This window comes from Roseobacter insulae, assembly GCF_019375555.1.
Classification (GTDB): Bacteria; Pseudomonadota; Alphaproteobacteria; order Rhodobacterales; family Rhodobacteraceae; genus Roseobacter; species Roseobacter insulae.
The window spans coordinates 44,972-70,060 of record NZ_JAHXDN010000004.1 but is presented as its reverse complement, the minus strand read 5'-3'; the positions used below and the strand labels follow the sequence as shown (position 1 = coordinate 70,060).

The 25,089-nt window shown below is 57.2% G+C and carries 26 protein-coding genes; 17 read left to right on the top strand and 9 right to left on the bottom strand.

The genetic code is table 11. The features are described 5' to 3' along the window. Genes KX928_RS14570 through KX928_RS14560 form a run of 3 tightly spaced genes read right to left on the bottom strand, consistent with a single transcriptional unit; the run spans position 1 to position 2,861 of the window. Entirely contained in the window at positions 1-1,026 is a 1,026-nt protein-coding gene (locus KX928_RS14570) for an ABC transporter substrate-binding protein (RefSeq protein ID WP_219504073.1), read from the bottom strand. 36 nt (positions 1,027-1,062) lie between these two features. Further along, entirely contained in the window at positions 1,063-1,203 is a 141-nt protein-coding gene (locus tag KX928_RS14565) for a hypothetical protein (protein ID WP_219504071.1), read from the bottom strand. After that, on the bottom strand, positions 1,200-2,861 hold the full coding sequence (locus tag KX928_RS14560; protein ID WP_219504069.1) for a Na/Pi cotransporter family protein: 1,662 nt from the start codon (positions 2,859-2,861) through the stop codon (positions 1,200-1,202). The genes KX928_RS14565 and KX928_RS14560 overlap by 4 nt, the downstream gene beginning before the upstream one ends. 201 nt (positions 2,862-3,062) lie before the next feature. Here KX928_RS14560 and KX928_RS14555 point away from each other — a divergent pair, with 201 nt between their 5' ends. The 14 genes from KX928_RS14555 to KX928_RS14490 all read left to right on the top strand — a co-directional run bounded on the left by KX928_RS14555 (position 3,063) and on the right by KX928_RS14490 (position 14,752). Next, complete coding sequence (locus KX928_RS14555; RefSeq protein ID WP_257883813.1) at positions 3,063-3,860, top strand: DeoR/GlpR family DNA-binding transcription regulator; 798 nt, start codon at positions 3,063-3,065, stop codon at positions 3,858-3,860. A 32-nt stretch (positions 3,861-3,892) separates the two neighbouring features. Then, entirely contained in the window at positions 3,893-4,867 is a 975-nt protein-coding gene (gene phnD, locus KX928_RS14550) for a phosphate/phosphite/phosphonate ABC transporter substrate-binding protein (protein ID WP_219504065.1), read from the top strand. A gap of 65 nt (positions 4,868-4,932) precedes the next feature. Continuing rightward, positions 4,933-5,730, top strand: coding sequence for a phosphonate ABC transporter ATP-binding protein (gene phnC, locus KX928_RS14545; protein ID WP_219504062.1), 798 nt, complete (start codon positions 4,933-4,935; stop codon positions 5,728-5,730). Further along, positions 5,727-6,542 carry a phosphonate ABC transporter, permease protein PhnE gene (gene phnE, locus KX928_RS14540; protein WP_219504059.1) on the top strand — a complete coding sequence of 272 codons (816 nt, stop codon included), beginning with the start codon at positions 5,727-5,729 and terminating at the stop codon, positions 6,540-6,542. Before phnC ends, phnE (KX928_RS14540) begins: the two co-directional genes overlap by 4 nt. Further along, positions 6,542-7,357: a phosphonate ABC transporter, permease protein PhnE gene (gene phnE, locus KX928_RS14535; RefSeq protein WP_219504056.1), complete on the top strand. Its 816-nt coding sequence runs from the start codon at positions 6,542-6,544 to the stop codon at positions 7,355-7,357. Before phnE (KX928_RS14540) ends, phnE (KX928_RS14535) begins: the two co-directional genes overlap by 1 nt. A gap of 112 nt (positions 7,358-7,469) precedes the next feature. Further along, entirely contained in the window at positions 7,470-8,123 is a 654-nt protein-coding gene (locus tag KX928_RS14530) for an HAD-IA family hydrolase (RefSeq protein WP_308342342.1), read from the top strand. A 227-nt stretch (positions 8,124-8,350) separates the two neighbouring features. After that, positions 8,351-8,770, top strand: a complete 420-nt coding sequence (locus KX928_RS14525; RefSeq protein WP_219504055.1) for an RHS repeat-associated core domain-containing protein — start codon at positions 8,351-8,353, stop codon at positions 8,768-8,770. A gap of 302 nt (positions 8,771-9,072) precedes the next feature. Further along, entirely contained in the window at positions 9,073-9,498 is a 426-nt protein-coding gene (locus KX928_RS14520; RefSeq protein WP_219504052.1) for a hypothetical protein, read from the top strand. A gap of 170 nt (positions 9,499-9,668) precedes the next feature. Further along, the gene (locus tag KX928_RS14515; RefSeq protein ID WP_219504036.1) at positions 9,669-9,923 is read left to right on the top strand and encodes a hypothetical protein; all 255 of its coding nucleotides are present in this window, start codon (positions 9,669-9,671) and stop codon (positions 9,921-9,923) included. A gap of 447 nt (positions 9,924-10,370) precedes the next feature. Next, positions 10,371-11,744: a M20/M25/M40 family metallo-hydrolase gene (locus KX928_RS14510; RefSeq protein ID WP_219504033.1), complete on the top strand. Its 1,374-nt coding sequence runs from the start codon at positions 10,371-10,373 to the stop codon at positions 11,742-11,744. A 26-nt stretch (positions 11,745-11,770) separates the two neighbouring features. Next, on the top strand, positions 11,771-12,256 hold the full coding sequence (locus KX928_RS14505) for a GNAT family N-acetyltransferase (protein ID WP_219504031.1): 486 nt from the start codon (positions 11,771-11,773) through the stop codon (positions 12,254-12,256). Beyond that, on the top strand, positions 12,253-12,885 hold the full coding sequence (locus tag KX928_RS14500; protein ID WP_219504028.1) for a hypothetical protein: 633 nt from the start codon (positions 12,253-12,255) through the stop codon (positions 12,883-12,885). The genes KX928_RS14505 and KX928_RS14500 overlap by 4 nt, the downstream gene beginning before the upstream one ends. After that, on the top strand, positions 12,872-14,125 hold the full coding sequence (locus tag KX928_RS14495; protein ID WP_219504025.1) for a zinc-binding metallopeptidase family protein: 1,254 nt from the start codon (positions 12,872-12,874) through the stop codon (positions 14,123-14,125). The genes KX928_RS14500 and KX928_RS14495 overlap by 14 nt, the downstream gene beginning before the upstream one ends. A 9-nt stretch (positions 14,126-14,134) precedes the next feature. Next, complete coding sequence (locus KX928_RS14490) at positions 14,135-14,752, top strand: 2OG-Fe(II) oxygenase family protein (RefSeq protein ID WP_219504022.1); 618 nt, start codon at positions 14,135-14,137, stop codon at positions 14,750-14,752. Here the strand turns inward: KX928_RS14490 and KX928_RS14485 are convergent. Continuing rightward, positions 14,734-15,504 (bottom strand): hypothetical protein, encoded by a 771-nt coding sequence (locus KX928_RS14485; RefSeq protein ID WP_219504017.1) that lies wholly within the window; start codon positions 15,502-15,504, stop codon positions 14,734-14,736. The two genes, KX928_RS14490 and KX928_RS14485, sit on opposite strands and share 19 nt — an antisense overlap. Before the next feature lie 22 nt (positions 15,505-15,526). Beyond that, positions 15,527-16,039 carry a hypothetical protein gene (locus KX928_RS14480; RefSeq protein WP_219504015.1) on the bottom strand — a complete coding sequence of 171 codons (513 nt, stop codon included), beginning with the start codon at positions 16,037-16,039 and terminating at the stop codon, positions 15,527-15,529. A 76-nt stretch (positions 16,040-16,115) separates the two neighbouring features. On the opposite strand from KX928_RS14480, the gene KX928_RS14475 reads away from it, so the two are divergent. Beyond that, complete coding sequence (locus tag KX928_RS14475) at positions 16,116-17,042, top strand: L-histidine N(alpha)-methyltransferase (RefSeq protein ID WP_219504012.1); 927 nt, start codon at positions 16,116-16,118, stop codon at positions 17,040-17,042. A 30-nt stretch (positions 17,043-17,072) separates the two neighbouring features. Here KX928_RS14475 and KX928_RS14470 read toward each other — a convergent pair whose 3' ends face one another. From KX928_RS14470 to KX928_RS14455, 4 genes are all read right to left on the bottom strand, one after another. Beyond that, entirely contained in the window at positions 17,073-18,332 is a 1,260-nt protein-coding gene (locus KX928_RS14470; RefSeq protein ID WP_219504009.1) for an ATP-grasp domain-containing protein, read from the bottom strand. A 235-nt stretch (positions 18,333-18,567) separates the two neighbouring features. Next, on the bottom strand, positions 18,568-19,710 hold the full coding sequence (locus KX928_RS14465; RefSeq protein WP_219504006.1) for a substrate-binding domain-containing protein: 1,143 nt from the start codon (positions 19,708-19,710) through the stop codon (positions 18,568-18,570). Between the two features lie 45 nt (positions 19,711-19,755). After that, positions 19,756-20,883 (bottom strand): ABC transporter permease, encoded by a 1,128-nt coding sequence (locus KX928_RS14460; protein ID WP_219504004.1) that lies wholly within the window; start codon positions 20,881-20,883, stop codon positions 19,756-19,758. Positions 20,884-20,893: 10 nt separating this feature from the next. Continuing rightward, positions 20,894-21,655 (bottom strand): ATP-binding cassette domain-containing protein, encoded by a 762-nt coding sequence (locus KX928_RS14455; protein ID WP_219504002.1) that lies wholly within the window; start codon positions 21,653-21,655, stop codon positions 20,894-20,896. 330 nt (positions 21,656-21,985) lie between these two features. Here KX928_RS14455 and KX928_RS14450 point away from each other — a divergent pair, with 330 nt between their 5' ends. Both KX928_RS14450 and KX928_RS14445 read left to right on the top strand, forming a co-directional pair. Beyond that, entirely contained in the window at positions 21,986-22,918 is a 933-nt protein-coding gene (locus tag KX928_RS14450) for a GntR family transcriptional regulator (protein ID WP_257883810.1), read from the top strand. A 288-nt stretch (positions 22,919-23,206) separates the two neighbouring features. Next, positions 23,207-23,887, top strand: coding sequence for an SGNH/GDSL hydrolase family protein (locus tag KX928_RS14445; RefSeq protein ID WP_219503999.1), 681 nt, complete (start codon positions 23,207-23,209; stop codon positions 23,885-23,887). The last annotated feature ends 1,202 nt before the right edge of the window (positions 23,888-25,089 follow it).

The window sequence follows — 25,089 nt, the reverse complement described above, 5'->3', positions numbered from 1 at the left end:
TTATTGCGGCAAAACCGAAACGTCTTCATCCCACTTTTGCAGCAGGCGCTTGCGTTCGTCGGAGGAGCCGTACTTCCTGAAGTCGTAGTCTATCAGCTTGATCGTGCTCATATCGGGCGCAGATGGAGACGTTTCCGCTCCCTTGTTCGAAGGCACCTGAAAGGCGTTGACCTGCAGCGCAAGGTTTTGCGCCTCGGTACTTAGCGCCCAGTCATAAAACTTTTTGGCTTCTTCCTCATTGCGGGCGCCATCAATGATCGACATGGAGCCGATCTCGTAGCCTGTTCCCTCGCAAGGTGCGACGACCTTCACCGGGAAACCGGACACGGCCTGTTTGACCGCATCATGCATGAAGACAATGCCAATGGTGTTCTCGCCACGACCGGCCGCCTTGATGGGCGCAGACCCTGATTTCGTGTACTGGTTGATGTTGGCATGCAGCCCCTTCATGAAGTCAAAACCCTCGTCTTCGCCGAAGATCTGCACCATTGACGCCAGCGTCGTATAAGCCGTGCCGGAGGAATTCGGGTTCGCCATTTGCACATGGCCTTTGTATTCAGGCTTCAACAGGTCTTTCCAGCACGACGGCTCTGGCAGGTTGTTGGCGGCCAGCAGATCAGTGTTGTAGCCGTAGCCAAGAGCGCCGGAGTAAATACCGATGGTCTTGTTGCCGGCACTTTCGGCCTGGCTGATGGCCCAATCATGCAGTTGGTCGCGCATCGGCGAGACATACTCCATCGTCAGACCTTCTTCGGCTGCCTGCAGGTGTGGGTCGCCTGTACCGCCCCACCAGACATCGCCCTTCGGATTAGACGATTCCGCACGGATCTGGGCGAAGGTTTCACCCGACGATTTCCGTGTCATGTTTACATCAATGCCTGTCGCGTCCTCGAAACTGCGGGCCATCAACTGGCACCAGTCTTCCTGCGCACTGCAGTAAAACGTCAGCTTGTCGGCCTGCGCGGCCGACAGCGACGCGGATAGCGCAAGCACCGATACCGCTAATGTGGTAGCAAATCTCTTCATGTTTTTTCCTCCCATGGTTTTCGTTTGACCGGCCTTTTACGGCTCTTGTTGTGCGCAGCTTCTTGAGGCTTTGCGCAAATTTCCAATGATCGCCATACTGTTAAAGCGTTTGGCAAGTGTCTTCAGGCTTTCGGCCCTGTCGTGTTCATCGACCAGACGCGCGTATTTCTTGCTCATACCCGGCTTCCTAGCCCGTCTGCACGCGCAAGGCGGCTGTCCAGCAAGTCCCCTGTTTCCTTGGCAATCGGGTATGCCACGTAGGACAGCGCCGCATTGATTTGCTTGAGCAAGCGCAGTGATTCCTGATGGATGTTGGTGGTGTCCAGACTGGCGGATGGACCCGGCTGCAACCGCTTGAGGTGCCTTTCCTGCAATTTCTGTTCTTCGACCCGAATGCGGTCCTTTTCAGCGACAAGCTGCCGTGCGGCCTCTGCATCACCGGTGGTCAGAACACTCAGCGCCAGCTGTCCGTTTGAAACAACCTGGTCATGAAAGTCTTCAAGGTCGGCCAACCCCTGATCCGAAAACGCAAGCCCGCCATCGTGCATCTTCCTGGCCAGTGCGACAAGGTTCACCGCAATCCTGTCGGCGGCTTCCTCAAGACTGTTTGCGGTCGCAACGATGTCGAATGTCTTTTTGCCTTCAGCGTCGTTCAGTTCAGTCTCACGAAGCTGCGAAATATAGATCTTCACGTCGAAATGCATCCGGTCGATATCATCCTCACGCCGTTCGATCACGCGCGCAAGTTCCGGATCCCATCCGCGGAACAGGTGCATGACCGGAACGAGTATCGCTTGCACGGTTTCAGCCATCCGCAGCAGTTCACGCTGCGCGCAGGCCAAGGCCAGCGGAGCATGATCAAACGCATCGCGGTCCAGTGCGGACACACTATCGCTCATGGCCTGCGGATGCTTTGGCAATGCGCCGTCGATCCCGCGAAGCAGCGGTCCGACAAACGGAAGGGCCAGTATGATCAGAACGCCGTTGAGCAGCATGTGAAGGACAATTGCCTGCTGGCCTGCCGCCGCGCCCAGAAGGGTCATATCGATGACGCCACCGATCAGAAGCAGAAGCATGAGGACAGTGACCAGACCGCGCGCGACAAGGTTGCCGGCAACAACAAGCCTTGCCGGGCGTTCGCCGGACCACAAAAGAACGAAGGGAATGAGCGCGCCGCCAAGATTGGCCCCGATCACCATCGCCGCTGCTACCGGTCCCGCGATCACTCCCGCTGCGGCAAAGGCGGCGTAGGTCAGCACCGCGACAAGGCTGGAATGCATGACCCACGCCAGCAATGCGCCGACGGCGTAGGCGCTCACTAAATCTGCTTCAAAATAGGTCCCGATTGCCTGGACGATTTCGTTTCCGGCGATGGGCAAGGTCGCGGTTCGGATCATCTCCAGTGACATCAGGACCAGCGCGACACCCAGGATAATTCGCCCGATCTGTTTGATCTTGCGGTTGCTTGCCTTGAGAAAAGTCACGATCCCGGTCAGCAATGCAAAGGGGATGACACCCTGAACCGGCAATACCAGAACCTGCGCCATAAGTGCCGAGCCGAGGTCTGCTCCCAGCAAAAGCGCCAGCGCGGCTTGCGGCGCCAGTATTCCCGAAACCGCGAATCCGGCACCAATAAGCGCCACCGCGGTCGAGCTCTGCATCAGCATCGCGGCGAGACCGCCGCCCGAGGCTGCAGATATCGGATTGCCTGCAAGGGTCTTCAGCCGGCGCTTGAGTTGCGGCAGGAATGCTCGCTCAACCCCTGTCCGGATCAACCGAACCGACCACAGCAGCAGCGCAACCGCCGCGGCCAGATGCGCGGCAAGCATGATCATGACGGGGTCTCGATGATTGGGGAAAACACAGGCAAAGCGATTGTAGTCAACTCCATGTCAGGCTGCAGTTTCCCAATTCTGTTCATCCAATTGTGGTTTAAGCAACAAAGAAATTGCAAAATGCTGTGAAAGACCTCAGTCTTACGGCGGTAAATGAGTGGGATCGGTCGTTCAGTGGAAACAGCAGCTCAGGATACGAGATTGGGTGACCGCAATGGCAAGCTTAAAAAGACAGAGCGTCGCAAGCAGATTTTACTTGAGCTGAAGCTGCGCCCGCACGTGCGGATCAGCGACCTTGCACAGCGCTTCAATGCATCGGCCGAGACGCTGCGGCGGGATTTGGATGCCCTGGCAAAGGATGGGCTGATTGATCGTGCCCACGGTGGTGCGTCTGTTCCTGTTCAGGGACATTATCCCAGTCTTGAAGAGCGCACCGCCGGCCGCGTCGCCGAACGCGCGAGCATCGCCACTCTCGCTGCCGCCGAAGTGTGTGAGGGCGAAACGATTATGATCGATTCAGGTTCCACGACCATCGAACTGGCAAAAGCGCTGGCCTATCGTGGTGTGTCCTGCACTGTTATCACCAACTCGCTGCCGGTTGCCATGACGCTCGGCCACGGGGCGATAAATGTCCTGCTGTGCCCGGGAGAGTATCAGGCGTCCGAAAGCGCGGTGATCGGCACGGAGACACTGGAGTTTTTGCGGAATTACAATGTGGACCGGTGCATGATGGGTGCATCCGGGCTGTGCAAGGACGGTGTCTCAGAGACCGTTCACGGCTTCGCGGCCGTCAAAAGGGAGATGTTGAGACGCGCATCGACCTGCCAGCTTTTGGTAGGATCTGAAAAGTTCGGTCAGAAAGGTTTGGCGCGGGTTGTGGGCATCGAGGGGCTGAACACCGTGTTTGCCGACGCAAGGCCGGAACAGGATTTGCTGGATGCACTGATCGCGGCAAGGGTGGATATTCGTGTTGCAGATAGTGCGCAGCAAAGTCAGTAATTAAGACAATCAAAACCAGGGAGGAAGAATAAATGAAACTTAATTGGAAACTGATGCTGAGTGCATCCGCGATCGCCTTTCTATCGATCGGCTCGATGGCATCCGCGCAGGAATGCCCGCGCGGCGATCTGGATGAGCGGTTTTGCGACGCCGATGGCGACCTGATCGCCGATATTCCGACGGACGCATCTCAGCAGATCGACCCGGACACGCTGATTTTTGCCTACACACCGGTGGAAGACCCCGCAGTGTACAAAACGGCATGGTCGGATTTTCTGGAACATCTCGAAGCGGAAACCGGCAAAGATGTCGTCTTCTTTCCGGTTCAGAACAACGCCGCCCAGATCGAAGCGATGCGGTCAGGCCGTTTGCACATTGCAGGTTTCAATACCGGTTCAAACCCCTTGGCCGTGAATTGTGCAGGCTTCCGGCCCTTCACTATCATGGCCTCCAAGGACGGCAACTTCGGCTATGAGATGGAGATCATCACATATCCGGGGTCCGGCATCGAGAAGGTCGAAGACATCAAGGGCAAGCAACTCGCCTTTACGTCTCCGACATCCAATTCGGGCTTCAAGGCGCCCTCCGCGATCCTGAAGAGTGATTTCGATCTTCTCCCCGAACGCGATTTCGAGCCGGTTTATTCCGGCAAGCACGACAACTCGATCCTCGGCGTGGCCAATAAGGACTATCTTGCTGCTTCCATCGCCAACTCGGTCAAGTCGCGCATGATCAGCCGTGACGTGATCAGCGAAGACGATGTGATCACCATCTACAAGTCACAGACTTTCCCGACGACCGGCTTTGGCACCGTCTATAACCTCACGCCGGAATTGCAGGAGAGCATTCGCAATGCGTTCTTCAGTTTCGACTGGGAAGGCACATCGCTGGAAGCCGAATTCTCGAAGTCCAACGAAGGCCAGTTCCTTGAGATGACCTATCAGGAATTCTGGGACGTGATCCGCAAAATCGATGCGGCCAACGGCGTTTCCTACGCCTGCGAATAATCTGCTACCAGAAAGAAACAGCGGGCCCACAGCCGTGGGCCTGCGATCAGTCTCAGGGGCAGGGCATGCTGCAGCTAAAAAAACTAACAAAAACATATAAGACGGGTGACCAAGCGCTCAAGGCGATAGATCTGGAGGTCCCGAAGGGCCAAGTGCTCGCGTTGATCGGACCATCGGGCGCGGGCAAGTCCACCATGATACGCTGCATCAACCGCCTCGTGGAGCCCACAAGTGGTGAAGCCCTCCTTGACGGGGTTGATCTTGTGAAGCTGGGCGCCACGGGCCTGCGCAAGACACGGCGCGAGATGGGCATGATCTTTCAGGAATACGCGCTGGTCGAACGGTTGACCGTGATGGAAAACGTTTTGTCGGGCAGGCTCGGTTTCGTGGGCTTCTGGCGATCCTTTCTGCGCAGGTTCCCGCAATCGGATGTGGACGAGGCGTTTCGCCTGCTCGACCGTGTGGGGCTGCTGCACATGGCCGACAAGCGTGCTGATGAGCTTTCCGGCGGTCAGCGCCAGCGTGTCGGCATCTGTCGCGCGCTGATCCAGAACCCCAAGTTGTTGCTGGTGGATGAACCCACCGCATCCCTCGACCCGAAAACCAGTCGCCAGATCATGCGCCTGATCACCGAACTATGCCGCGAACGTGGGCTGGCAGCGATCATCAACATCCATGACGTGGCTCTTGCGCAGATGTTTGTGCCGCGCGTTGTTGGCCTGCGTTTCGGAGAGATCGTCTTTGATGGGCCGCCAAACGGATTGACGCCCGGGAAACTGACCGAGATTTACGGCGAAGAGGACTGGGAGGCGACTATTGAAGCCGTTGACGACAACGGCAACGAGATCGAGGCGGCGCAATGAGCGACATCCAGCTTGAGGACAAGCTCGGCACCTCATGGCGCAAGCCGCATTTCATCACGAACCCGGCGCTCCGCTGGGCGGTGATTGCTGGTTTTGTCGCCTATATGATTGCCGCTGTCATGACCATCGAGGTCGATTGGGGGCGTGTATACGAAGGCCTTGATCGTGGCTGGGCGTTCATCCTTGCCTTCACCAGCCCGGATTTCGTGTCGCGGGCCAGTGATATCTGGGCTGGGCTGCTGGAGAGCATCGTGATGACGGTCGCCGCCTCTGTCGTCGGCATATTGATCTCGATCCCCATCGGCTTGGGAGCGGCACGCAATATCGCCCCTCTGCCCGTGTATGTCGCCTGCCGCGGCATAGTTGCGATCAGCAGGGCATTGCAGGAAATCATCGTCGCCATCCTGCTCGTCGCCATCTTCGGGTTCGGACCGCTGGCCGGATTTTTGACCCTGTCCTTCGCCACCATCGGATTTCTCTCCAAACTCCTCGCAGAGGATATCGAATCCATGGACCGGGTACAGGCGGAGGCGATCAGGGCATCGGGCGCGCGCTGGATGCAATGGATCAATTACGGCGTGCAACCGCAGGTCATGCCACGGCTCGTAGGGCTCTCCATCTATCGCATCGACATCAATTTCCGCGAAAGCGCAATTCTGGGCCTCGTCGGCGCGGGCGGCATCGGAGCCACGCTGAACACGGCTTTTGACCGATATGAATACGACACGGCCGCCGCGATCCTGATCATGATAATCGGGATCGTGATGGCGCTGGAATATGTTTCCGGCATCGTCCGGGCGAGGGTGCAATAATGCCAGTACTTGACCGGGATGGCACACAAGTCTGGCGTCGCCGGACAGGGAAGGAAAGCCTTGGGCGGTGGTTCGGCTGGCTGCTTGGCGTGGCGGCGTTCGTATATTGCTGGCAGATAATCTCTGACGCCACGACATGGTTTTTTGTCTGGGACGCTCCGCGTATTGCCAACGACATTTGGACGCGTGCCACACCGCCGAAATGGGAATACATCACCCAACTCGGACGCCCCATCTGGGACACGCTGAACATCGCAACCCTCGGCACTCTCATCGCGCTGTTCCTGGCGGTACCCGTTGCTTTCCTCGCCGCGCGCAACACAACCCCTTCGGCGCTTTTGATCCGGCCGGTTGCCCTGCTGATCATCGTCTCGACCCGGTCGATCAATTCGCTGATCTGGGCGCTGCTGTTGATCGCCATTATCGGTCCCGGCGTTTTTGCCGGTGTGATCGCCATTGCAATTCGCTCCATCGGGTTCTGCGCAAAGCTGCTCTATGAGGCCATAGAAGAGATCGACCATGCGCAGGTTGAAGCGATCACAGCCACCGGCGCGTCCCGGTGGCAGGTCATGGCCTACGGGATCGTCCCGCAAATCCTGCCCGCCTTTGCCGGGATTGCCGTGTTCCGCTGGGACATCAACATCCGCGAATCCACGGTGCTGGGACTGGTTGGCGCAGGCGGCATCGGGTTGCAATTGTCCGCCTCTCTGAACGTGCTTGCATGGCCACAGGTGAGCCTCATCCTGATCGTAATCCTTGTTGCGGTTATCATAAGCGAATGGGTATCGGCCAAGGTACGCGGAGCGATCATATGAAGACGGGGCGCGATATGGAAACCTTTGCAGGATATGCAACTGCGCCATTCCGTCTGCGTGCCTGCGACAGCCTAGTCGAGCGGGTCGCGCAGGGCCACATGGTGGTCCGCCCGTGATCCGCGCTCGCATCGTTTTTGATCTGGACGGGACGCTGATCGACAGTGCGCCGGAGATACAGGGCATCGCCAACGCGCTGCTCGCACAGGATAATATCGCTCCTCTCAGCCTGGCCGAGACCCGCAGCTTCATCGGCAACGGGATTGATGTGTTCATCCGTAGGATGCGCGACCTCAGGGACATTCCTCCCGACCGGCAAGAGGATCTGACAGAGGCCTTCGTGGCAAAATATGCGACATCCTTCGACCAGACCCGTCTGTACCCGGGTGTTGAAGACAGCCTGCAAAAACTTCGTGAACATCATGCGCTTGGCATTTGTACCAACAAGTTGATCGGCCCCTGTCATGCCGTCCTTGATCATCTGCACATAAAACGTTTTTTCGATACGGTTTGGGGTGGAGACAGCCTGCCCACACGGAAGCCGGATCCGGCCATGCTGAAAGCAGCTTTTGAAGATCTCGATGGAGAAAAGCTCATATATGTCGGAGACAGCGAAATCGACGCCGAGACCGCTCGCCGGGCGCAAGTACCCTTTTTGCTTTTCACAGGCGGGTACAGAAAGTCGCCGGTCGATCAGATAACCAATGACGGGACATTCGATCACCATTCGGAGCTGCCTGCTCTGATCGGCGCGATGAAGTCTGTCTGAGCTCGGAGTTGCGTGAAGCCGCTTGCGTCGCGGAAACCATGCGACGCCTATTTGCCCACGGAAGACAAATGCGTCCCACATCGGCCAGACCATCCATTCCGTGCACGATCTCGAAGGCAACCGGATCGCGGAATACGACAATGATCCGCTGACCAGCACCTCGACCCTGCTGCGCGAATACATCTGGCTGGACGGCGCGCCGGTGGCCATGATCGATGGCGCCACCGGTGACATTGCCTTCATCCGCAGCGACCACAGCGGGCGACCTGTGTTGGCCCACGGAAGATGTCGGCGTGAAGGTCTGGGAGGCCAGCTACCTGCCCTTCGGCGGGGTGCATACCTCAACCGGATCAAACCCCGACCTGCGCTTCCCCGGCCAGTTCTTCCAAAGCGAAAACGGCCTGCACCAGAACTGGATGCGCGACTTCGACCCCACAACAGGCCGATACATCCAGGCAGATCCCCTCGGCCTCGTCGATGGCGCATCCGTCTACGGATACGCTCTCCAAAACCCAAACAGATACACAGATCCGCAAGGCCTAACGGTCGGACCCGGGCACAAAAATTATGAAAGATGTAAGAATCTCGAAAAGCGAATGAAAAACTTGCGGAAAAAAATTGAAGACCGAAAAATGACCTTAAAGTGAATCCAAAAACACTGCCCGAAAATCTTCCTGGTGCTGCACCGCATCGCGCAACAAGAGCGGGTCACCGGTACTTGATAAAGATGGATGAGATACAACTAGCTCGTCTAGTTGAGGAGTATGAAAGACTCTGTGGCGGTGATAACTGTGATGGATCAGGCGGAGAACGCGGAGTGCCATCTGCTAACTTGCCGCCGCCAATCATACTTCCTCGGCTACCTGGACGAGGCGGGGGAGGGCGATATTCGATAGTACCGCCACTGGGTGGACTCTCGCCAATCCCAAGTTTTTGAAGGAAGATAGAGTTGACAAAGCCTCTGTTATCAGTCGAGTTAAAAAGGCAAAAGGAGCTTGATGGGCTAGATTTGTTAAGTCTATCCAAAGTTCTTATTTCCGAGGCATGTAGCGGTGAGGGCATTTCGGAAAGTAGTTTTTTGGCGCTGGTTCAATTGTTCACAATTGACGAAGTGCTCCGGTCGGACCAATTCCACAGTATTACATCCGCCATTTGGACGGATCGAGAGACGTTGAGCCAAGACCAGAGTGTTCGGTTTGCCGATTTTCTGAGAAGCTCTCAACTAAAGACTATTTCCAGTGGGAACGCGTTTTCACTATGCGATATGATTGCCAACTACTACCCGGAAGAGAATGCTCGAGAACTCCTTGCAGCTCTATCCAAAAGAGCCGACTTGCATCATGCGGCTGAATACTCTTTGTCCACGCTGAAATGAGTGGTTCGTGAGGGCGACTCTGCAAGGTGAAGTTGGTGATTTTGACAAGTGAAGCTATCCTAGTATTGGCCCTTGGAATTTGCTGCGTTCACTTCAACCGGGATTAATCGCTGCTATATTAGCGGTAGTCCAGGCCTGAATACCTCTACAACGCGCTCGGCCAGCAGGTGGTGCGGCGTCTGACGCAGACGGGCCAGACGATACATTCCGTACACGATCTCGAAGGCAACCGGATCGCGGAAAATGACCGTAATCCGCTGACCAGCACTTCGACCCTGCTGCGCGAATACATCTGGCTGGACGGCGCGCCGGTGGCCACGGTCGATGGCGCCACGGGCGAGATAGCCTTCATCCGCTCCGACCACATCGCCCGGCCCGTCTTCGCGACCGGCGACATCGGCGGTGGCAATCCGCTCGAAAGATAAGCCTGCTCCCCCGTTTGTGAGAGTTTGGCGGCAAGCCTTTCTGCAAACCGGTTCGCAGGGTTTCGGGGTCATTCGTGCAGATCATGCGCGGAGCGATGCATACCTGTTAACGTGTAGTCCGGAAATGGACCCGCAAGCGCGCCGATCTTCACACAAATTCGATTGTGCATCAATTTGCATGTTGCTAACGTCGCCCCGTGTATCGGACGAAAGCAGCCAAGTTAAGATGCTGATTAATAATTGGAAAATCAGGCTCTGTCCGATCTGGGAGAGCAGGCGCGGCAGGCCATTGTCCAATGCGCCAGGGGTGGCGGTAAATGCCCGTTCCATTTGGCCATGCCGGCATGACCGGCGGAAGATGAAAACACTGTGATGACGCATACGGTCGCGCGGACTCCCTCTGACGCAACCGAAACGGTCTCACCTAAACTGCGGAGCCTTTAGAGAATGGCGGACACCAAAAACAAACTCGGCAAGAAAGAAGCCATGGAACTGGCGGGCCAGTACATTGACTTTCTCGCGACGTGCAGGACGGGTGTGGAGGTCTGCGATTTCATTCATGACGAGGCCCGTAAAAGCGGGTTTTCCGAGAAGGGTCAGTCGCACGACAAGGGTGCGTTGCAGTTGTCATTGCGCTTCAACGATCGCTGTGGCGTGTTGTTTTCCATCGCGGATTTTTCGAGGATCGGAGAAGGGTTAAAGATCCTCGGATCGCATGTCGACAGCCCAAGGCTCGATCTGAAACCTGTCCCGCCGGTCGAAAAATTCGGTGTCGGCACGCTGCAAACGCGCTACTATGGTGGCATCAAGAAACACCATTGGGTTGGTATCCCGCTTGAACTGCACGGTCGCGGCCAGTCGAAATCGGGTGATCGCTTTTCTGTCAAGGTCGGACGGGACGCAGCAGACCCGGTGTTCACGATCAGTGATCTGGCACCGCACCTGGGGCACCAGCCGGACGGGGGCGCGCCCAACAGTTCCAAGATCTCCGCCGAGCATCTGAACGTCATTGCCGGCCTGTCGGACAAAACGGAAGCCAAGGACAAGACGTCCAGCGCCTTCGTCGACAACATGCTGAAAACGCTTGGGCTTGATGCCGCTGACTTTATCACCGGTGAATTCGAGGCGGTGCCTGCCATGGCGCCGCGCTACGTCGGTTTCGAGAAGAAGATGATCGGCGGATACGGCCACGACAACCGGGCCTGCACCTTTGCCGCGTTGCAGGCGTTCCTGCGAATGCAAAAGGAAGGCCAGAACTGCGCATTCATCTTTACCGACCGTGAAGAAGTCGGATCGCAAGGGGTGCATGGCGCGGATTCCAATATTCTGGAGCGTTTTCTCTTTGAGGTGTTCGAAGCTTATGGCGAGAAAGACTACTTCCTGCTGCGCAAAACGATTTCGAACTCGGTCATGCTGAGCGGTGATGTGAATGTGGCACTGGACCCGTCCTGGCCCGGGCCGACGGATGAACGCAACAGCGGACATCTGGGTAAGGGGGTCTGCATTGCGAAATACACCGGGTCGCGCGGCAAACGGATGGCCAGCGAGGCCGACAGCTCTCTGGTCAGCCAGATGCGCAACATCATGATCCGCGATGGATTGCCCTGGCAACCGGGGGAACTGGGCAAGGTGGATTTTGGCGGGGGCGGCACCGTGGCCATGCATTTCGCTCGGCAAGGCGTTCAGGTTTTCGACATGGGGCCGCCGATCCTGAGCATGCACAGCCCTTACGAAATCATGGCGATTTCCGATCTTGAAACAACAGTTCTCGCTTACACTGCGTTTCTGGAGCAGTTCGAAATACAGGATCCCGTGTCCTGACACCCAGCGCAAAGGCAACAAGTGGCATGCAGACAGGAATTCAAATCGATGCGGGAACCCAGAGGGATTTCGGGTCCTGCGGCGAGTTGGCCCGTGCCTGCCCGCCCTTGGTGGAGCATGAACCCTTTGCCTATTGGTCTTTCCTCGCCGGATTTCCGAACGGCACACTGCTGGCCCGCCATGAGGGGCGCGATATCGGCTTTCTCTGTTCGTTTGAAACGCCCAATGCGGCCATCGGGCGTTTCGTCTGGCAGATCGGCGTGTTGGAGGCGTATCGGCGCTCCGGCGTCGCGATGATGTTGCTGGACAGCCTGCGCAACCATTTTCCGCAAGAACCGCTGATGTCTGCCTGTATCGACCCCGACAACACACCAAGCATGAGCTTGTTCAACAGGTTCGCAGAGCGTTATGGCGGTACGATGCACCGCAACGAGGCTTTCACCGGGGAACTGGCCAATACGCCTGTCGATGAGTATGGCGAGGATTTTTTTGCGCTGGAATTTCAGACATGATCCATTGGAAGACGGCAACGGAAGCAGAGGCGGAGGCTGTTATGGCCTTTTACAAGGACCATGATCACCGTCACATCGCGGTACGGCCTGACAAAACGCGGCGCGCAATTGCCCGGGGCAACGCCGTCATCTGCCTGTCACGCGGAGCGATCGTGGCTGCCGGGCTGATCATGACCGGTATGCGAGGGACATATGAACTGGGTCAGGGCCGGGTTATCCTGAACGGTCTGTCTCTTTACAAAACGCTGATTATTTCACGCACGGCACTCGCCTTTCATCGTGATCAGACTGCCACGGGCGTGTTTTGCGAAATTGACGAGCCCAATGCCCGCGCGCAGGCCGTCTTTGAAAGTCTGTCGTTCCGGGAGTTTCAGCCAACGACCGCGCAGCGCGACGCCAGCCTGTCGCAACTGCCGCCGGAAAAGCGCCCCGATCAGCTCGGCTTCGACTTCAGGTGGTTCGAAATCAGCCGCGCCGAGTTTCAACACAACCTCAATGGTCCTTGGCGCAAGCACATCATGCCACCGAATGCGGGGCAGCAAAGGGTCGTTTGCTCGCCAGAGATCGCCGACGCGGTATCGGGCTTCGGGATCAATATGCCAAGAGAGATGATCAATGAACCTGCATGACTTCCTAGACAAATCGGTGACGCCTTATCATTCCACCCGTGCCGCCTGCGACTGGCTCCGGGATAAAGGTTTCTTGGAAGTCGACACGCCACAGCCCCAGACGCCGGGCAAGTATTTCACGGTCCGCGGGGGGAAGACAGTCTTCGCCTGGGGCGTCCCCGACGGACCGCAGGCAAGCGCTTTTCACATCGTATCCGCGCATACGGATTTCCCATCGCTTAAGATCAAGAGCGAGGCCTTCTTCTCGAAGATGGGATGCCACTTCCTGGCCGTGCATCCTTATGATGGCCCGAACCTTGCTAGCTGGATGGATCGCGATCTTGGGATCGCCGGGCTGGCCTATTTCGAGGAGGAGGGTTCCGTCAAACCAAAGCTGCTGGAGCCGCCGCTGAGATGTCGAACCTTGGGCGTGCCGACCCACATGAAAGCGAACAAGTCGGAACCGAATGCGCAAACGGATCTGCATTGTCTCTTTGACACCGGCGAGGCCCTTACTGAGGAAGACTTCTGGCAAACACTGCTTGCCGGAACAGGTCAGGAAGGCGTGCCGCTGGAGCATGACTTGTGCCTCTACGACTCCGCGACATCATCAACCTTCGGCAAGGGTGATGCGTTTGTCAGCAGCGCACGGCTGGACAATCTCGTGTCCTGTTTCTCGGCGATCTCGGCGCTGACCTCAGGGGACTGGTCCAAGGGTTCCAGCATCCCCGTGGTGGCGCTGTTTGACGCGGAGGAGATCGGCAGTGGCACCTGGCTGGGCGCAAAATCACCTCTGTTCGAAAAAGTTCTGGCGGGTATCGCAGGCGGGAATTACGAGGCGATGATCGGGCGATCTGCGCAGATATCCTTGGATGTTGCACATGCGCTGCACCCTTTGTCGCCGGATCTCTTTGACAGTCAGGACACGCCCATCGTCGGCTCGGGACCGGTGGCGAAATACGGGATCAGGGGCAATTATTCCTACAATTCGCATTTGATGGCACATCTCAAGATGCTCGCCGGCGCGGAAGAGATGAACATGCAGAGCTTCACATACCGTGCCGACCGCGGGCAGGGCGGCTCGCTGGGGCCGCATTCGTCAACCGCGCTCGCCGTTCGGTCGGTTGACATCGGCATCCCCATTTTTGCGATGCATTCCGTACGAGAGGCCTGTTCAAGAGCCGACATTGACGCGGCAACCAGCTTGATCGGTGCATTCTTCAAGGCGGTTTGCCCCTTCGAAAACAATTTGTCCGACTGAGAGCAGGCCATGGAGCTTTTCGTTTCCGATGTCGGTCGTCTCGATAATCTTCCCGAAGACTGGGCGGATCAAATCGTAAGTGTTGTGGATGCCCTGGCCTATAGTCGTGCCTTTGATGACACCGCGCCGACCGCGCGTGAGAAACTGGCGCCCGGCGACAAGATCGAAACCAAGGTCGTCAATGGTGACCAGATCGCGCAAAGCGCGGCGTGGCTGACCGATCTTTACGGCGCAGATCTGGTGCAATTGGCATCAGAGCTTACAGGCCGGGAGGTTCAGACCGGTCGGGAACAGATCAGCAATGTGAACATCAACGTCATGTCCGGTGTTGGTGGACGCTACGAAAAACACGTCGATACAAATCACCTGACAGGCATCTGGTTCGTGACGACATTGGCCCCGGATGCCGGGGGGTTTTTATGTTTCGAAACAGAGGAAGGGGTGCAACAGGTCCGGGCCGAGGCTGGCAAAATCGTTTTCTTTGATGCGCGAGACGTCCCGCATTATGTCACCGCCCTGCAAACACAGACAACGCGGATTGTCGTCGTGATGAACTTCTTTTTCAAAGACGAAGCCTATTCGCGTCCCGACGTGTTGAACCGGTATATCTATACTGCGTCTGACTGATCGGCGGCAATTGCACCCGGCGCTGTGTCGGTAGAATTGAGTTTGTCCGACGAGGCGCACATCGCCTGAAAAACCATCTTGAAGTGACTGCAAACGCCCGCGTCGCGTGACCGGAAGACCTTACCCTCCCGGGGCTGTTTGTGCGACACCGGCCAACCAAAATAGACTTCCTTTGTTCCGTCCTGAAACTCGAACAGGATAAAATTGATGGCCGGAAACTCCTGATCACTCTCGTACAAAAAGAACTTCCGGGTGGCTTTTTCACGCGCCCATGCATGAATTTTCTCAAAGATATCCGTATCGACACGGCCAATGCAGTCGGTCCACTGCGTGCCGGAATCTATCAATGCCTTGCGCCGTTTATTGAAACGAGCTGCCAATCCGGGCTCGTAAAACTGTTCCTCATACCCCTCCAGATGGTCGCATTTGAAATGCGTGTTGGAAATCGCGGCGACCGGTTTCTGGATTTTGAGGATATCCTCAGTTGCAAGGGCTGAATCTTCATACAGCCGGAATGTTGAGTCGAAGATATTTATGTCATTAATTGCAGCGTCGGTTCTTTCTTTGAAAAACGCATGGGCTGATAGCCTCTCTGTCGCAACGAACCCCAAAATAGTGATCATGATGGACGTGTTGAGGCTGGAAGCCGCGTCGGTCTCTGGGATCAGCCCAAACACTGAAGTGGCATAGGAAAATGCCGCAATCCCAAGTGTAACAAGGGTTCCAAGAACCAATCTGGTGGTGCTGTTCATGAAACGAAATATTCTTTGACCATTAGTCGTCTGCCGATGCCAGAAATTCATCCACGAAGGTCATGAACCCCGCGTTGAACTCATCGCTTTGTTTCGAGAACGCATGGATTTTTCGAATGGTGGCCAGATCGTATTTCTTCATTTCATTCATCCACTCGTCGGCCATGCGTTTGCGGTCTGTGGCATCCATGCCCAATGAGATGTCATCGTTGGAGAACATGTAATAGATGCGGCTGGCGTGGCGGTAAGCATAGTAGGTCAGAACAAACGCCTTGACCTCGTCGTCGGGCACATCGGCGGGAATGAGGTTGCGCAGCACCTGGCGGATGGTGTCCGTATCCTGTTCCGCAAGGGCCAGAAACAACGGGTCGATCTGACCTTCTGCATTGATGACAAAATCGATGTTCCTTGAATCGCTGGCTTGCTTGATACTCTTGATCGTGAAGATAAAGCCCGCCACGATCACGAGCAGTTCGACCGCCAATAGAACGTTCGCGGCCATCTGGCTTTCAATGAAGCTGAAAAATGAAGTCATTAATATTGCTTTCGGGTAACAGGTGTTCAACGAATTGGCCGGGAAAGCCGACCGGGAATATCGAAGCACGGGTGCCATGAAAACTCAATTGACAATTGCCACCCAGATCGATGCAGGACGGTTGGACCTCAAATTTGCCTATCTCGGGAAAGAAGGGGCGCAGCGGCATGTGGCCCATTCGCAAAGCGCGGGCTATCAGGCTGTGTCATCGCATGCCGCGCTGTCGCATCTTGCCGCCGATTTGAACCTGTCCGACCTGCGCGGCAAGACGGTTGATCTGGTGGATTTCGGAAGCGGTAGCGGTGTTGTCTCCTCGCAGGTGCTGCGGGTTCTGCAGGGGGCCGGGCTCAACATCGCCCGGGCTGTTCTGGTCGATGTCAGCCCAGACCTCTTGACCCTTGCCAAGAAGCATGTGGCCCATGCACATCCCGGTATTTCGATTGACACCCATGTGACCGATCTGGAGGTGGGGCACGACCCTGATCTCCCGGCTCTTTTGGCGCGAAATGACGCGGACGCGCGCCTGCATCTTCTGCTGGGTGGCATGCTGGGCAACGTCCACGACCCGGCGCGCGTGTGCCGTGCGGTTGCCGGGTATTGCGAGCCGGCGGATCGCTTTATTGTTAACGTGTCCTCGGCCGATGAAGCCCGCAAGGATCCGACGCAATTGCGGGATTACAACAGCGAAAACTTTCTGGCTGGCGTCATGTCGCCCTTGCGAGACCTGGAAATCCCTCCAGAAAGGATCAGGGGAGAAACGGTGTATGAAGACGACGAACGCGCCTATGTGACCCGCGTGCGATTCACCGACACCGTTATTTGCTCGGCAGGTGGCCGCGAATGGCTGTTTCCGAAGGGCAAGACCGTCGAAGTTTTCCGCTCGCGCAGATTTGCCTCGGGCGAGTTGGCCCGGTTTCTGACGGCGGAAGGGTGGGAAGTGATCTGGGACCAGACGGTCGACGCAAAATCATGGGCGTGCGCGAAGCTGACGCGCCCGGCCTGAGGTCAAATCCGGTTCCGGGAACGCCGGTGCCTAGGGGGTGTCCAGATGCAGTGTTATGCTGGCATCCATTGCCTTGAGCGTTTTCACCACTGACGCGTATGTGTGACCTGCCGCGAACAGGCTTGCGACCCGGCTGGAAAAGTAATCGTCAGGGGGTTGCCTGATCATCTGGCCCTCCCCGATCTCGACAAATACATGTTCGCAACCATGTATCCGCGAGGCCGTGCCCAACCCCTCCAGCGCCCTGAACCTGCCCGTCGCGTCGGTAATCTTGTAGCGTGTTCCGGCGTAGCAATTGGGCGGGATGCGATAGTCCGCGCCGCCATTGGGCACATGGCCGAGAAAGGACAGAACGCAGTCGCGCAGGTAGTCGGTCTGCAAAACACCTGGAATAAGGTGGGTCGAGTTGTAGTCACCCGCAGTGCGCGCCGCCATTTCGAGGAAGGTGAAACCGGTTCGGGTGATGAAGCCTTCGACCTGGAAGGGGGAGTGTTTCACACCGGTTGCGGTGACCACCCTGCGTGCGGCATCCAGACACTCGGCATGTTGCTCCGCGACCAGTGGTGCGGGAAAAATGTGCTGCCAGTCCAGAAATGTCTCTTTGGTGTTTTCGTGGTCGATGATGCCCGCGAACTGGATCGTGTCCCCGCTGGCGATGCCGTCGATCGTCACGAGGCGGCCGTCCACGAACCGCTCAAGGATGAACCCGCGCGAGAGGGCCAATATCGGGTCGCGGTTGGCATTCGTCCAGCGTGTCAGGTTGTCGAAAGCGGTGGTCAGTTCGGCGAGGTCATGCACCTTGAACGCATACCGTGATGCAGAGGCGGACAAGGGTTTGATGATGGCGGGAAAGCCCACCGCCTCGGCATTCTGAGCCAGACCATCACGGGTTGTGATCAGGGCATTCCCGGGTACAGAGACACCAACGGCAGCCGCCGCCTGCTTCGCCAGGAACTTGCTGCGGGCGACCTTTGCGTCGTCCAGCGACATCGACGGCAGGCCAAGATCGGCGCACAAGGCCGCGGCGATCTCGACAGAACGGTCAAGCCACTTGGCAACGCCGACAATGCGATCTTTTTGTGGAAAGCCCGCAATTGTCCTGCGCACCAGATCGCCGTCATAGCTGTTGACTTCGATCGCGTAGTCAACCGATTGGGCCTGTTGCGGTGTGATGCGGTTTGCGACAAGCAATACCTCGAGACCCAGGCGCTTTGCTGCGAGAATGGGGCGCATTGCTTCGGCAGGGGACGGCCACAGGTCAAGAAACAGAATAATATCGCTACCTGACACGCTTAACTACCTCTTGCGCAATCCTGACACCTGTCAGATGAGTGGCGTGACCCGGTTGGAATATCAATCATTTTATGGTGTTGAAGCCCGCGCCGCGTGCCGGCCCGCGACCAGAATTCTCCGCAAATCGCAGGGATGAGGGGTAACCTCAACTATAATGGCCTCCCCGCTGACAGATCAGCGGGGAGGCCGGGAAACCGGCTCAGGTAGTTGCCAGCGGCGCGTGTCTGACGCGTCAGCGTTCCAGTGCGCCCACGCCGGAAAAGCGGAAGGCTTCTTTCTCAAGGCTGTCGATTTCCTCGATGCTCATGTTGTCATGCGCCACGGTGATGCGTCCGAGGAAGACAAGCGGCAGTTCATCCTGACGCCCCTCCAGATGGGCCTTGATGGCTTCTGCTGTCGCAGCGCCTACGTCGTCACCCATCCGCATCGGAGTCGCGTCCAGTTCGCCGCGCCGAATTGCGTCAAGTTCAAGGCCGGTACCACCCCAGCCTGTTGAAAAGATGTCTTTTTCCTTGCCAATGGCGACCTGTGCTTCGACCGATCCCATCGACATCGCGGTGTTGGCGTTGTGGATGACTTTCGCTTCCGGATAGGCCTGCAGGATCAGCTGTGTGCCTTCGAAGCCACCTTCGCGCTGGTATTCACCGTAGTGTTCGTAGACCACGTTCCAATTGCCTTTTTCGGCAACGCAGTCCTTGAAATCACCCGAGCGCTGGTTGTCGGTGATGCCGGGGATGCCACGGTTCATGGCGTAGGTCACATCCTTGCCAAGACGCTCGACCATGTAGTCACAAATCTTGATCGCGCCATACGCAGAGGAGAAATCGAACCATCCCGCGGGCTGTGTTTTGAGATACTTCAGTGGTGTGTGGAACGCCCAGACAAATGTCGTCAGATCAGGGTTTGCCGACAACTTGTCGATGTTGTCCGCCTGGGTGGCGAGTTCCGATGGGCCGAAGATCACGAAATCGTACAGATCCGCGTCCTGATCCACTTGGCTGGCGTATGTGGCCTGCAAAGAATGCTCCACCTGACGGGATGCGAACTCGCGCGTTTCGTATTTGATGCCCAGTTGATCAAGCCGTTTTGTCAGCGCCATGTAGTTGCGCGCCCAGAAGTCCGATACATCCGCGGACGGGTAGATCAGGGCAATCTGCAGCGGGTTTTCCTGCGTGCCGGCGTATGGGATCGCATCGCCACCTGTTGCGGCCTGAAGGGCCTCAAGCGCGCCATCCTGATTGACCTCGTCCGGCAACCAATGATCGCGATCAGCAATGCCCGGCAATTCCTTCAATGGTAAGTCTGCGGCACCTGCCGATAAGGCCGCCGTGGTGGCAAACAGGGCTGCTGCCAGCGGTGTTTTGAGTGATGTCATGTAAAGTCCTCCCAGAAGTGAGCGTTAGCCGCCCGATGAACGTGGTTATCCGCTTGGATTGGCGGGGCCACCAAAGATCATGCTGATGATGCTGAGCACCACCAACGCGCCGACAATCCAAACGGTGAGTTTCAACAGTTTGCGGTTGTCGGGGTTTTGCAGGGCTGCGGCCATGCCGCCCGACCCGTCGCGGTCCTTCTTTTGCAGCCAGGTGTAAAGCGCCACAGACAGGATGATCACGACGCCCGAGGCCACGGACTGCCAGAAAAACTCGATGCGCAGCGTGACCAGCGCATTGATCATCATCGACAGCAGCAGGACACCGGCCAGTGAGCCCACGATGGAGGCGCGGCCGCCAAAAAGAGAGGTGCCGCCCACCACCACCGCTGCGATGACGTGCAGGTTAAAGTAGGGGGCCGAGGTCGCCTGAATGGCGTTCAGCTTGCCGGTCAGCATGATCCCGGCAAGTGCGGCCATCGTGCCCATCAACACGTAGGCGTAGACGCGATGGCGGTCCACGGCGATGCCTGTCATCTCGGAGGCTTCGGGGTTGGACCCGATAGAGATCGTGTAGCGACCAAAATGCGTTGATTTCAGCATGAAATACCCGATGGCCAGCGTGATCAGCCCGATGACCACAGGCGTCGGCAGGAAGGTCAGTGACTGTCCCCGCCCGATTTCCGTGATTAAGTCAGGAAAGCGCGCGAGCACCAGCCCCTTGGCAATCACCAGCGCAAAGCCTCGATAGACGAGGTCCATCGCCAGCGTGCCGATCAGGTCCGGCACTTTGAATTTCGTGATGACCAGCCCGTTGATCAGACCCATCAGGGCGCCCAGGCACAGGGCAATCAAAGCGGCGGACCACGCCGGGAACCCGTACTGCTTGATCAGAAAGGCCATGATGATCGACGACAGCGCCGCAACCGACCCGATGGACAGGTCAATGCCGCGCTGTGTGATGACAAAGGTCATCGCCATGGCCATGGGCATGTAAAGGGCCGCATCGAGCAGGATCTGCGTCATGTTCGACACGCGGAAATAGCGCGCGGGCTCCGCTATCCCCATGAAAATAATGATTGCCAGGATCATCGCCATGGGGCCGAGAAAACTGATGTAGGGTTCGATCTTTTCCGAAAAGCTGGGCTGATCAAGTGTTGTGTCGCTGGATGCCATTGGTCTGCCCCTATGCCGCTGTCTTCGTGCCAACAATCATGCCCAGCACTTCTTCGTTTGATGTTTCAGCTGTTTTGACCACGCCCGCGCACTGACCGCGGCGCTGGACGTGAATGCGATCCGACACCTCGAATACATCGTCGAGGGAGTGCGATATCACGATGATCGCCAGCCCTTGCGCCTTGAGCGCTTTGATCAGTTCGAGCGTGCGCGCGGTTTCCTGCGGACCCAGGGCCGCGGTTGGCTCGTCCATGACCAGAACACGCAGGTCGTCATGCCGCACGGCCCGCGCAATGGCCACGGCCTGCCGCTGCCCGCCAGACAGGCTCTCGGTTGGAACGTCCATGCTCTTGAGCTGTACGCCAAGGCGGTCTTTCAGAACGCGGGTCGCCTCTGCCTTCATGCGCTTGTTGTCGAGCGCGGTGAACCCGGCGATTGATTTGGTCAGTTCTGCTCCCAGAAACAGATTTTCGGCAGGTGTCAGATGATCCGCGATGGCCAGATTCTGATACACCGCATCAATCCCGTTTTCGATGGCGTCCGAATGGCTGGCCATCTGGAAGGGTTTGCCGTCAAGCGTGATTTTGCCTTCCGTTGGCTGGTAGACCCCGGTCAGGATCTTGATCAGGGTGGATTTGCCAGCACCATTGTCTCCGACAATGGCCAGCACTTCCCCGGGGTAGGCTTCAAGGTCGACGTTGTTCAGCGCAACAACGCCGCCAAATCGTTTAACGATCCCGTGCATTGCGATGATTGGCTCTTGTGATGCCATTGTCTCTCCCACCTTCGTTCAGGCCGCACGTCTTCTGCGCCGCATACGCTTTGCGCAGCAGGATCGCGGTCATGCGATATCGTTCAAGTTCCTCCACCCGTTGGGGCCTTTGGGAATCCCCTCTGGTTTTGTGAAGAATACGTTACCGATAACATCTGTCAAGTGTTAACGATAACATATTCGTTCAATGGCGTTTCGGTGACGACAGAAGCGCAATGTGCATGGCGGGACGCAATCGTGAATGACGCTCGCGCGGCACCCTGTTCATCGCAGCGTTCTGCTGACGCGCGGGCGCGAAGGCCTATGCGGCGTTTGTAGTAATGTGGTTTAATGACGGCGAAGGCCAAAAACCGGGATCAGATGACACGGGACAACAGCACCTACAAAGAGACATTTAACCGCGCGCTGACACTTGCGTCGGACTTGGGCGTCGGGGAAACTCTGCCCACTGAAAACGTTCTGTCCGACACATGGGGCACCAGCCGCACGACGGTCAGGGCGGTTCTGACCCAACTGGATGAAACGGGTGTGATCTCGTGGCTGGGGCGCAGAAAAACTGTTCTGCGCAAACCCGCAACGCGCGATTTCTTCTCGGCGGAGGAGACCAGATCCACCAGCAACCGGGTCGAAACCAAATTCATGGAATTCATTCTGGGCGGTGATCTGAGACCGGGGACGATGCTGAGCGAAGCGGAGCTTGTGCGCACTTTCGGGGCCAGCACCTCCGTTGTAAGGGAACTGCTGATCCGGTTTTCTCGCTTTGGACTGATCGAAAAAAAGCCGAACCGTGCTTGGGTGTTACGCGGGTTCACCCGCAAATTCGCTGCGGAGCTTTTCGACGTTCGGGAGATGTTTGAGCGCCGCGCTTTCAAGGCCTTTTTGCAGGCGGGACCGGACAGTGCCGAACATCTTGCCTTGCTTGAGCTTGCCGCGGAACACCATCGCATCGTGGACCAGATCGAGACTGCGTATCTGGACTTTCCCCGGTTGGACGAGCGGTTTCATCGGGTCTGGATCGACCAGTTGGACAATCGCTTCGTGGATGATTTTTTCGCGCTGATCTCGGTGATTTTCCACTATCACTATCGATGGAACAAGAAAGACGAACGTGAACGCAACCTCGTGGCCGCGCATCAGCATCTGGCAGTCATCGACGCTGTTGCCGACAATATTCCAGAACGTGCGCTGGACAAATTCGAAGAACACCTTTCGCATGCCCGCCTGACGCTGATGGCATCTGTGCCGTGGGATGCCCTCGCGTGAACCTCATGCTTTCGTCGGGGGTGGCGCGCGGGCATTATAAGATTTCGTCCGGGCGCGTGGGCTGGTCGCTCACAGGTGTTTGCCTGCTCCCGATTTGCCTTCTTTGTGCGTCTCTTCCTGCCGTCAACGCTGTTTATCCGCGCATTTTTAGATAAGGTATCAGGAAGTCCGCTTGAAATTTCTGCCGCTGTTAACGGCTTTTGAGAATGTGCATTGTACGGTTCATACCGGGACGCAGATGCTTTCTGGCGCTGCGTTGTGGTGTAAATATTCAGGGTGTTTGGGGAAATGAAGTTTCTTTTGATTCAGTTGGGTGTGATTGCGCTGATACTGATGGGGTGCGGTGAGTCGGTGCCCAAGGGGAAGTCCGCGCGGATATTGGCGATGGGCGATTCCATGATGGCGTGGCATGCGGGCAAGGACAGCGGCATTTCAGACAATGTTGAGCAAATCCTGAACGAGCCAGTGATTGACCGGTCGGTTGTGGGTGCGCGGATGCTGTATCATCTGCCGATTACCGGTGCGATGGGCCTGAATATTTCCAAGCAATATGCGCCCGGCAACTGGGACTGGATCATTCTCAACGGCGGGGGGAACGATTTGTGGCTCGGATGTGGCTGCAGCCGCTGTGATTCCAAAATGAACCGCATGATTGGCAAAGACGGTCGCAGCGGCGAGATCGCGCGGCTTGTGAGCAGTTTGCGCAGAACCGGCGCACAGGTCATCTACGTTGGCTATCTGCGAAGCCCGGGGGTCGGATCGATCATCGAACACTGCCGCGACGAGGGAAATGAACTGGAAAGCCGGATTTCCCAGATGGCCCAGGCCGACAGTGGTGTGCATTTCGTGTCCTTGCAGGATCTTGTGCCTTATGGAGATCGATCGTTTCATTCCGGCGACCGGATTCACCCTTCAAGAAAAGCAAGCCGGGCAATCGCCGTGCGTATCGCCAGGATTATCGACCGATAAGTAACGCTCCATCCCTGCCGCGCATTGCGGGCGCGGCCGGGTCACCCCGCCGTTTACGCAAGCGTGGACAGAAATCACCTGCACTTCTCCGTGGAGGCGATGGTGATGCATGTTTGAGGTGCCTCCCGGCATCGGTATGTCAGGCACGCACCCGGGCGCAGAGAGTACCCCTGACGCAAGTCTTTTAAGTCATGATGATACTTGAACCCGCAGCATCGTGTGGGCGGACCGGGATCAGCTTTGGAATGACCAGTGTCAAGACGGCTGCGGCGCTCGGCAGTTCGAGACCATGAGATCCGAAAATGGCGGCGCTGCCGCCGGTGTCGACACGGTGCGTGCCCGTCAAAACGCCTTCCGAAAGATCGTCTGAGTACCCCGGGCAGGCAATTGGATCAGTAAGGGCGCGGAACATTTATGCGGGTGAGACCACTCTGCGCGTGAGCATCGCCACGCAGCTTGCAACGGCATCTTGGCGCAGGAGCATGGAGAGACACTGGAGCGTTGCGCAAAGATTTTCCCGCAGTCGGGGCGCATGCTGGCAGAGGCTGATGGGCAACCATTGCCGCCTCCACCAACAGCAATGTCTGGGAGATGCCTTCGGGCACACTCGCGCGCGGCGACGTCGGACCGCAAATACCAGATTGCGAGTGTGTGGTCCCGATACCTTGACACTATCTGGCATCAGCATCGGCCCATCGAGTCATGCCAGAGCTTGTGGTGCGAGGCCACTGGGATCGAAGTTTTCGAGCCTTCTCTTCGTTCACCAACACTAACACTGTACTGTCTGGTCAGATTCGATACGTCTGCGATGAGAAACCGCAGGATCACCATTCACCCGCCGCCCGCTTTGCGGCTGAAAGGAGTTCCTGCAAATGAGCTCCGACAAGGCAGATAAGTCTTCGGGGGAAGGTCTTCCCTGAACCGGCGAACCGAAAGGGGCCGTTCCCCCGAAGTGGAATTTGGAGACTCTCCCCGGTCCCAAACCCCATAATCTCCCGCGCACTGTTAAGGCCATTTTCTCGCGCATGCAAGCGTTTACATACATGGGTCGATCATCATTGAGCCGACCCGGAGGCGAATGCCCGGCAGTTTGACGAGATGGGTGCATATGCTGCAGGCAAGAGAGACCAGCTTTTCGACGGTTAAGGATGCGGCCGGGAAAGGGCACGGTTCGTCCGGCGGCATGTCGCCTGCGATGGATG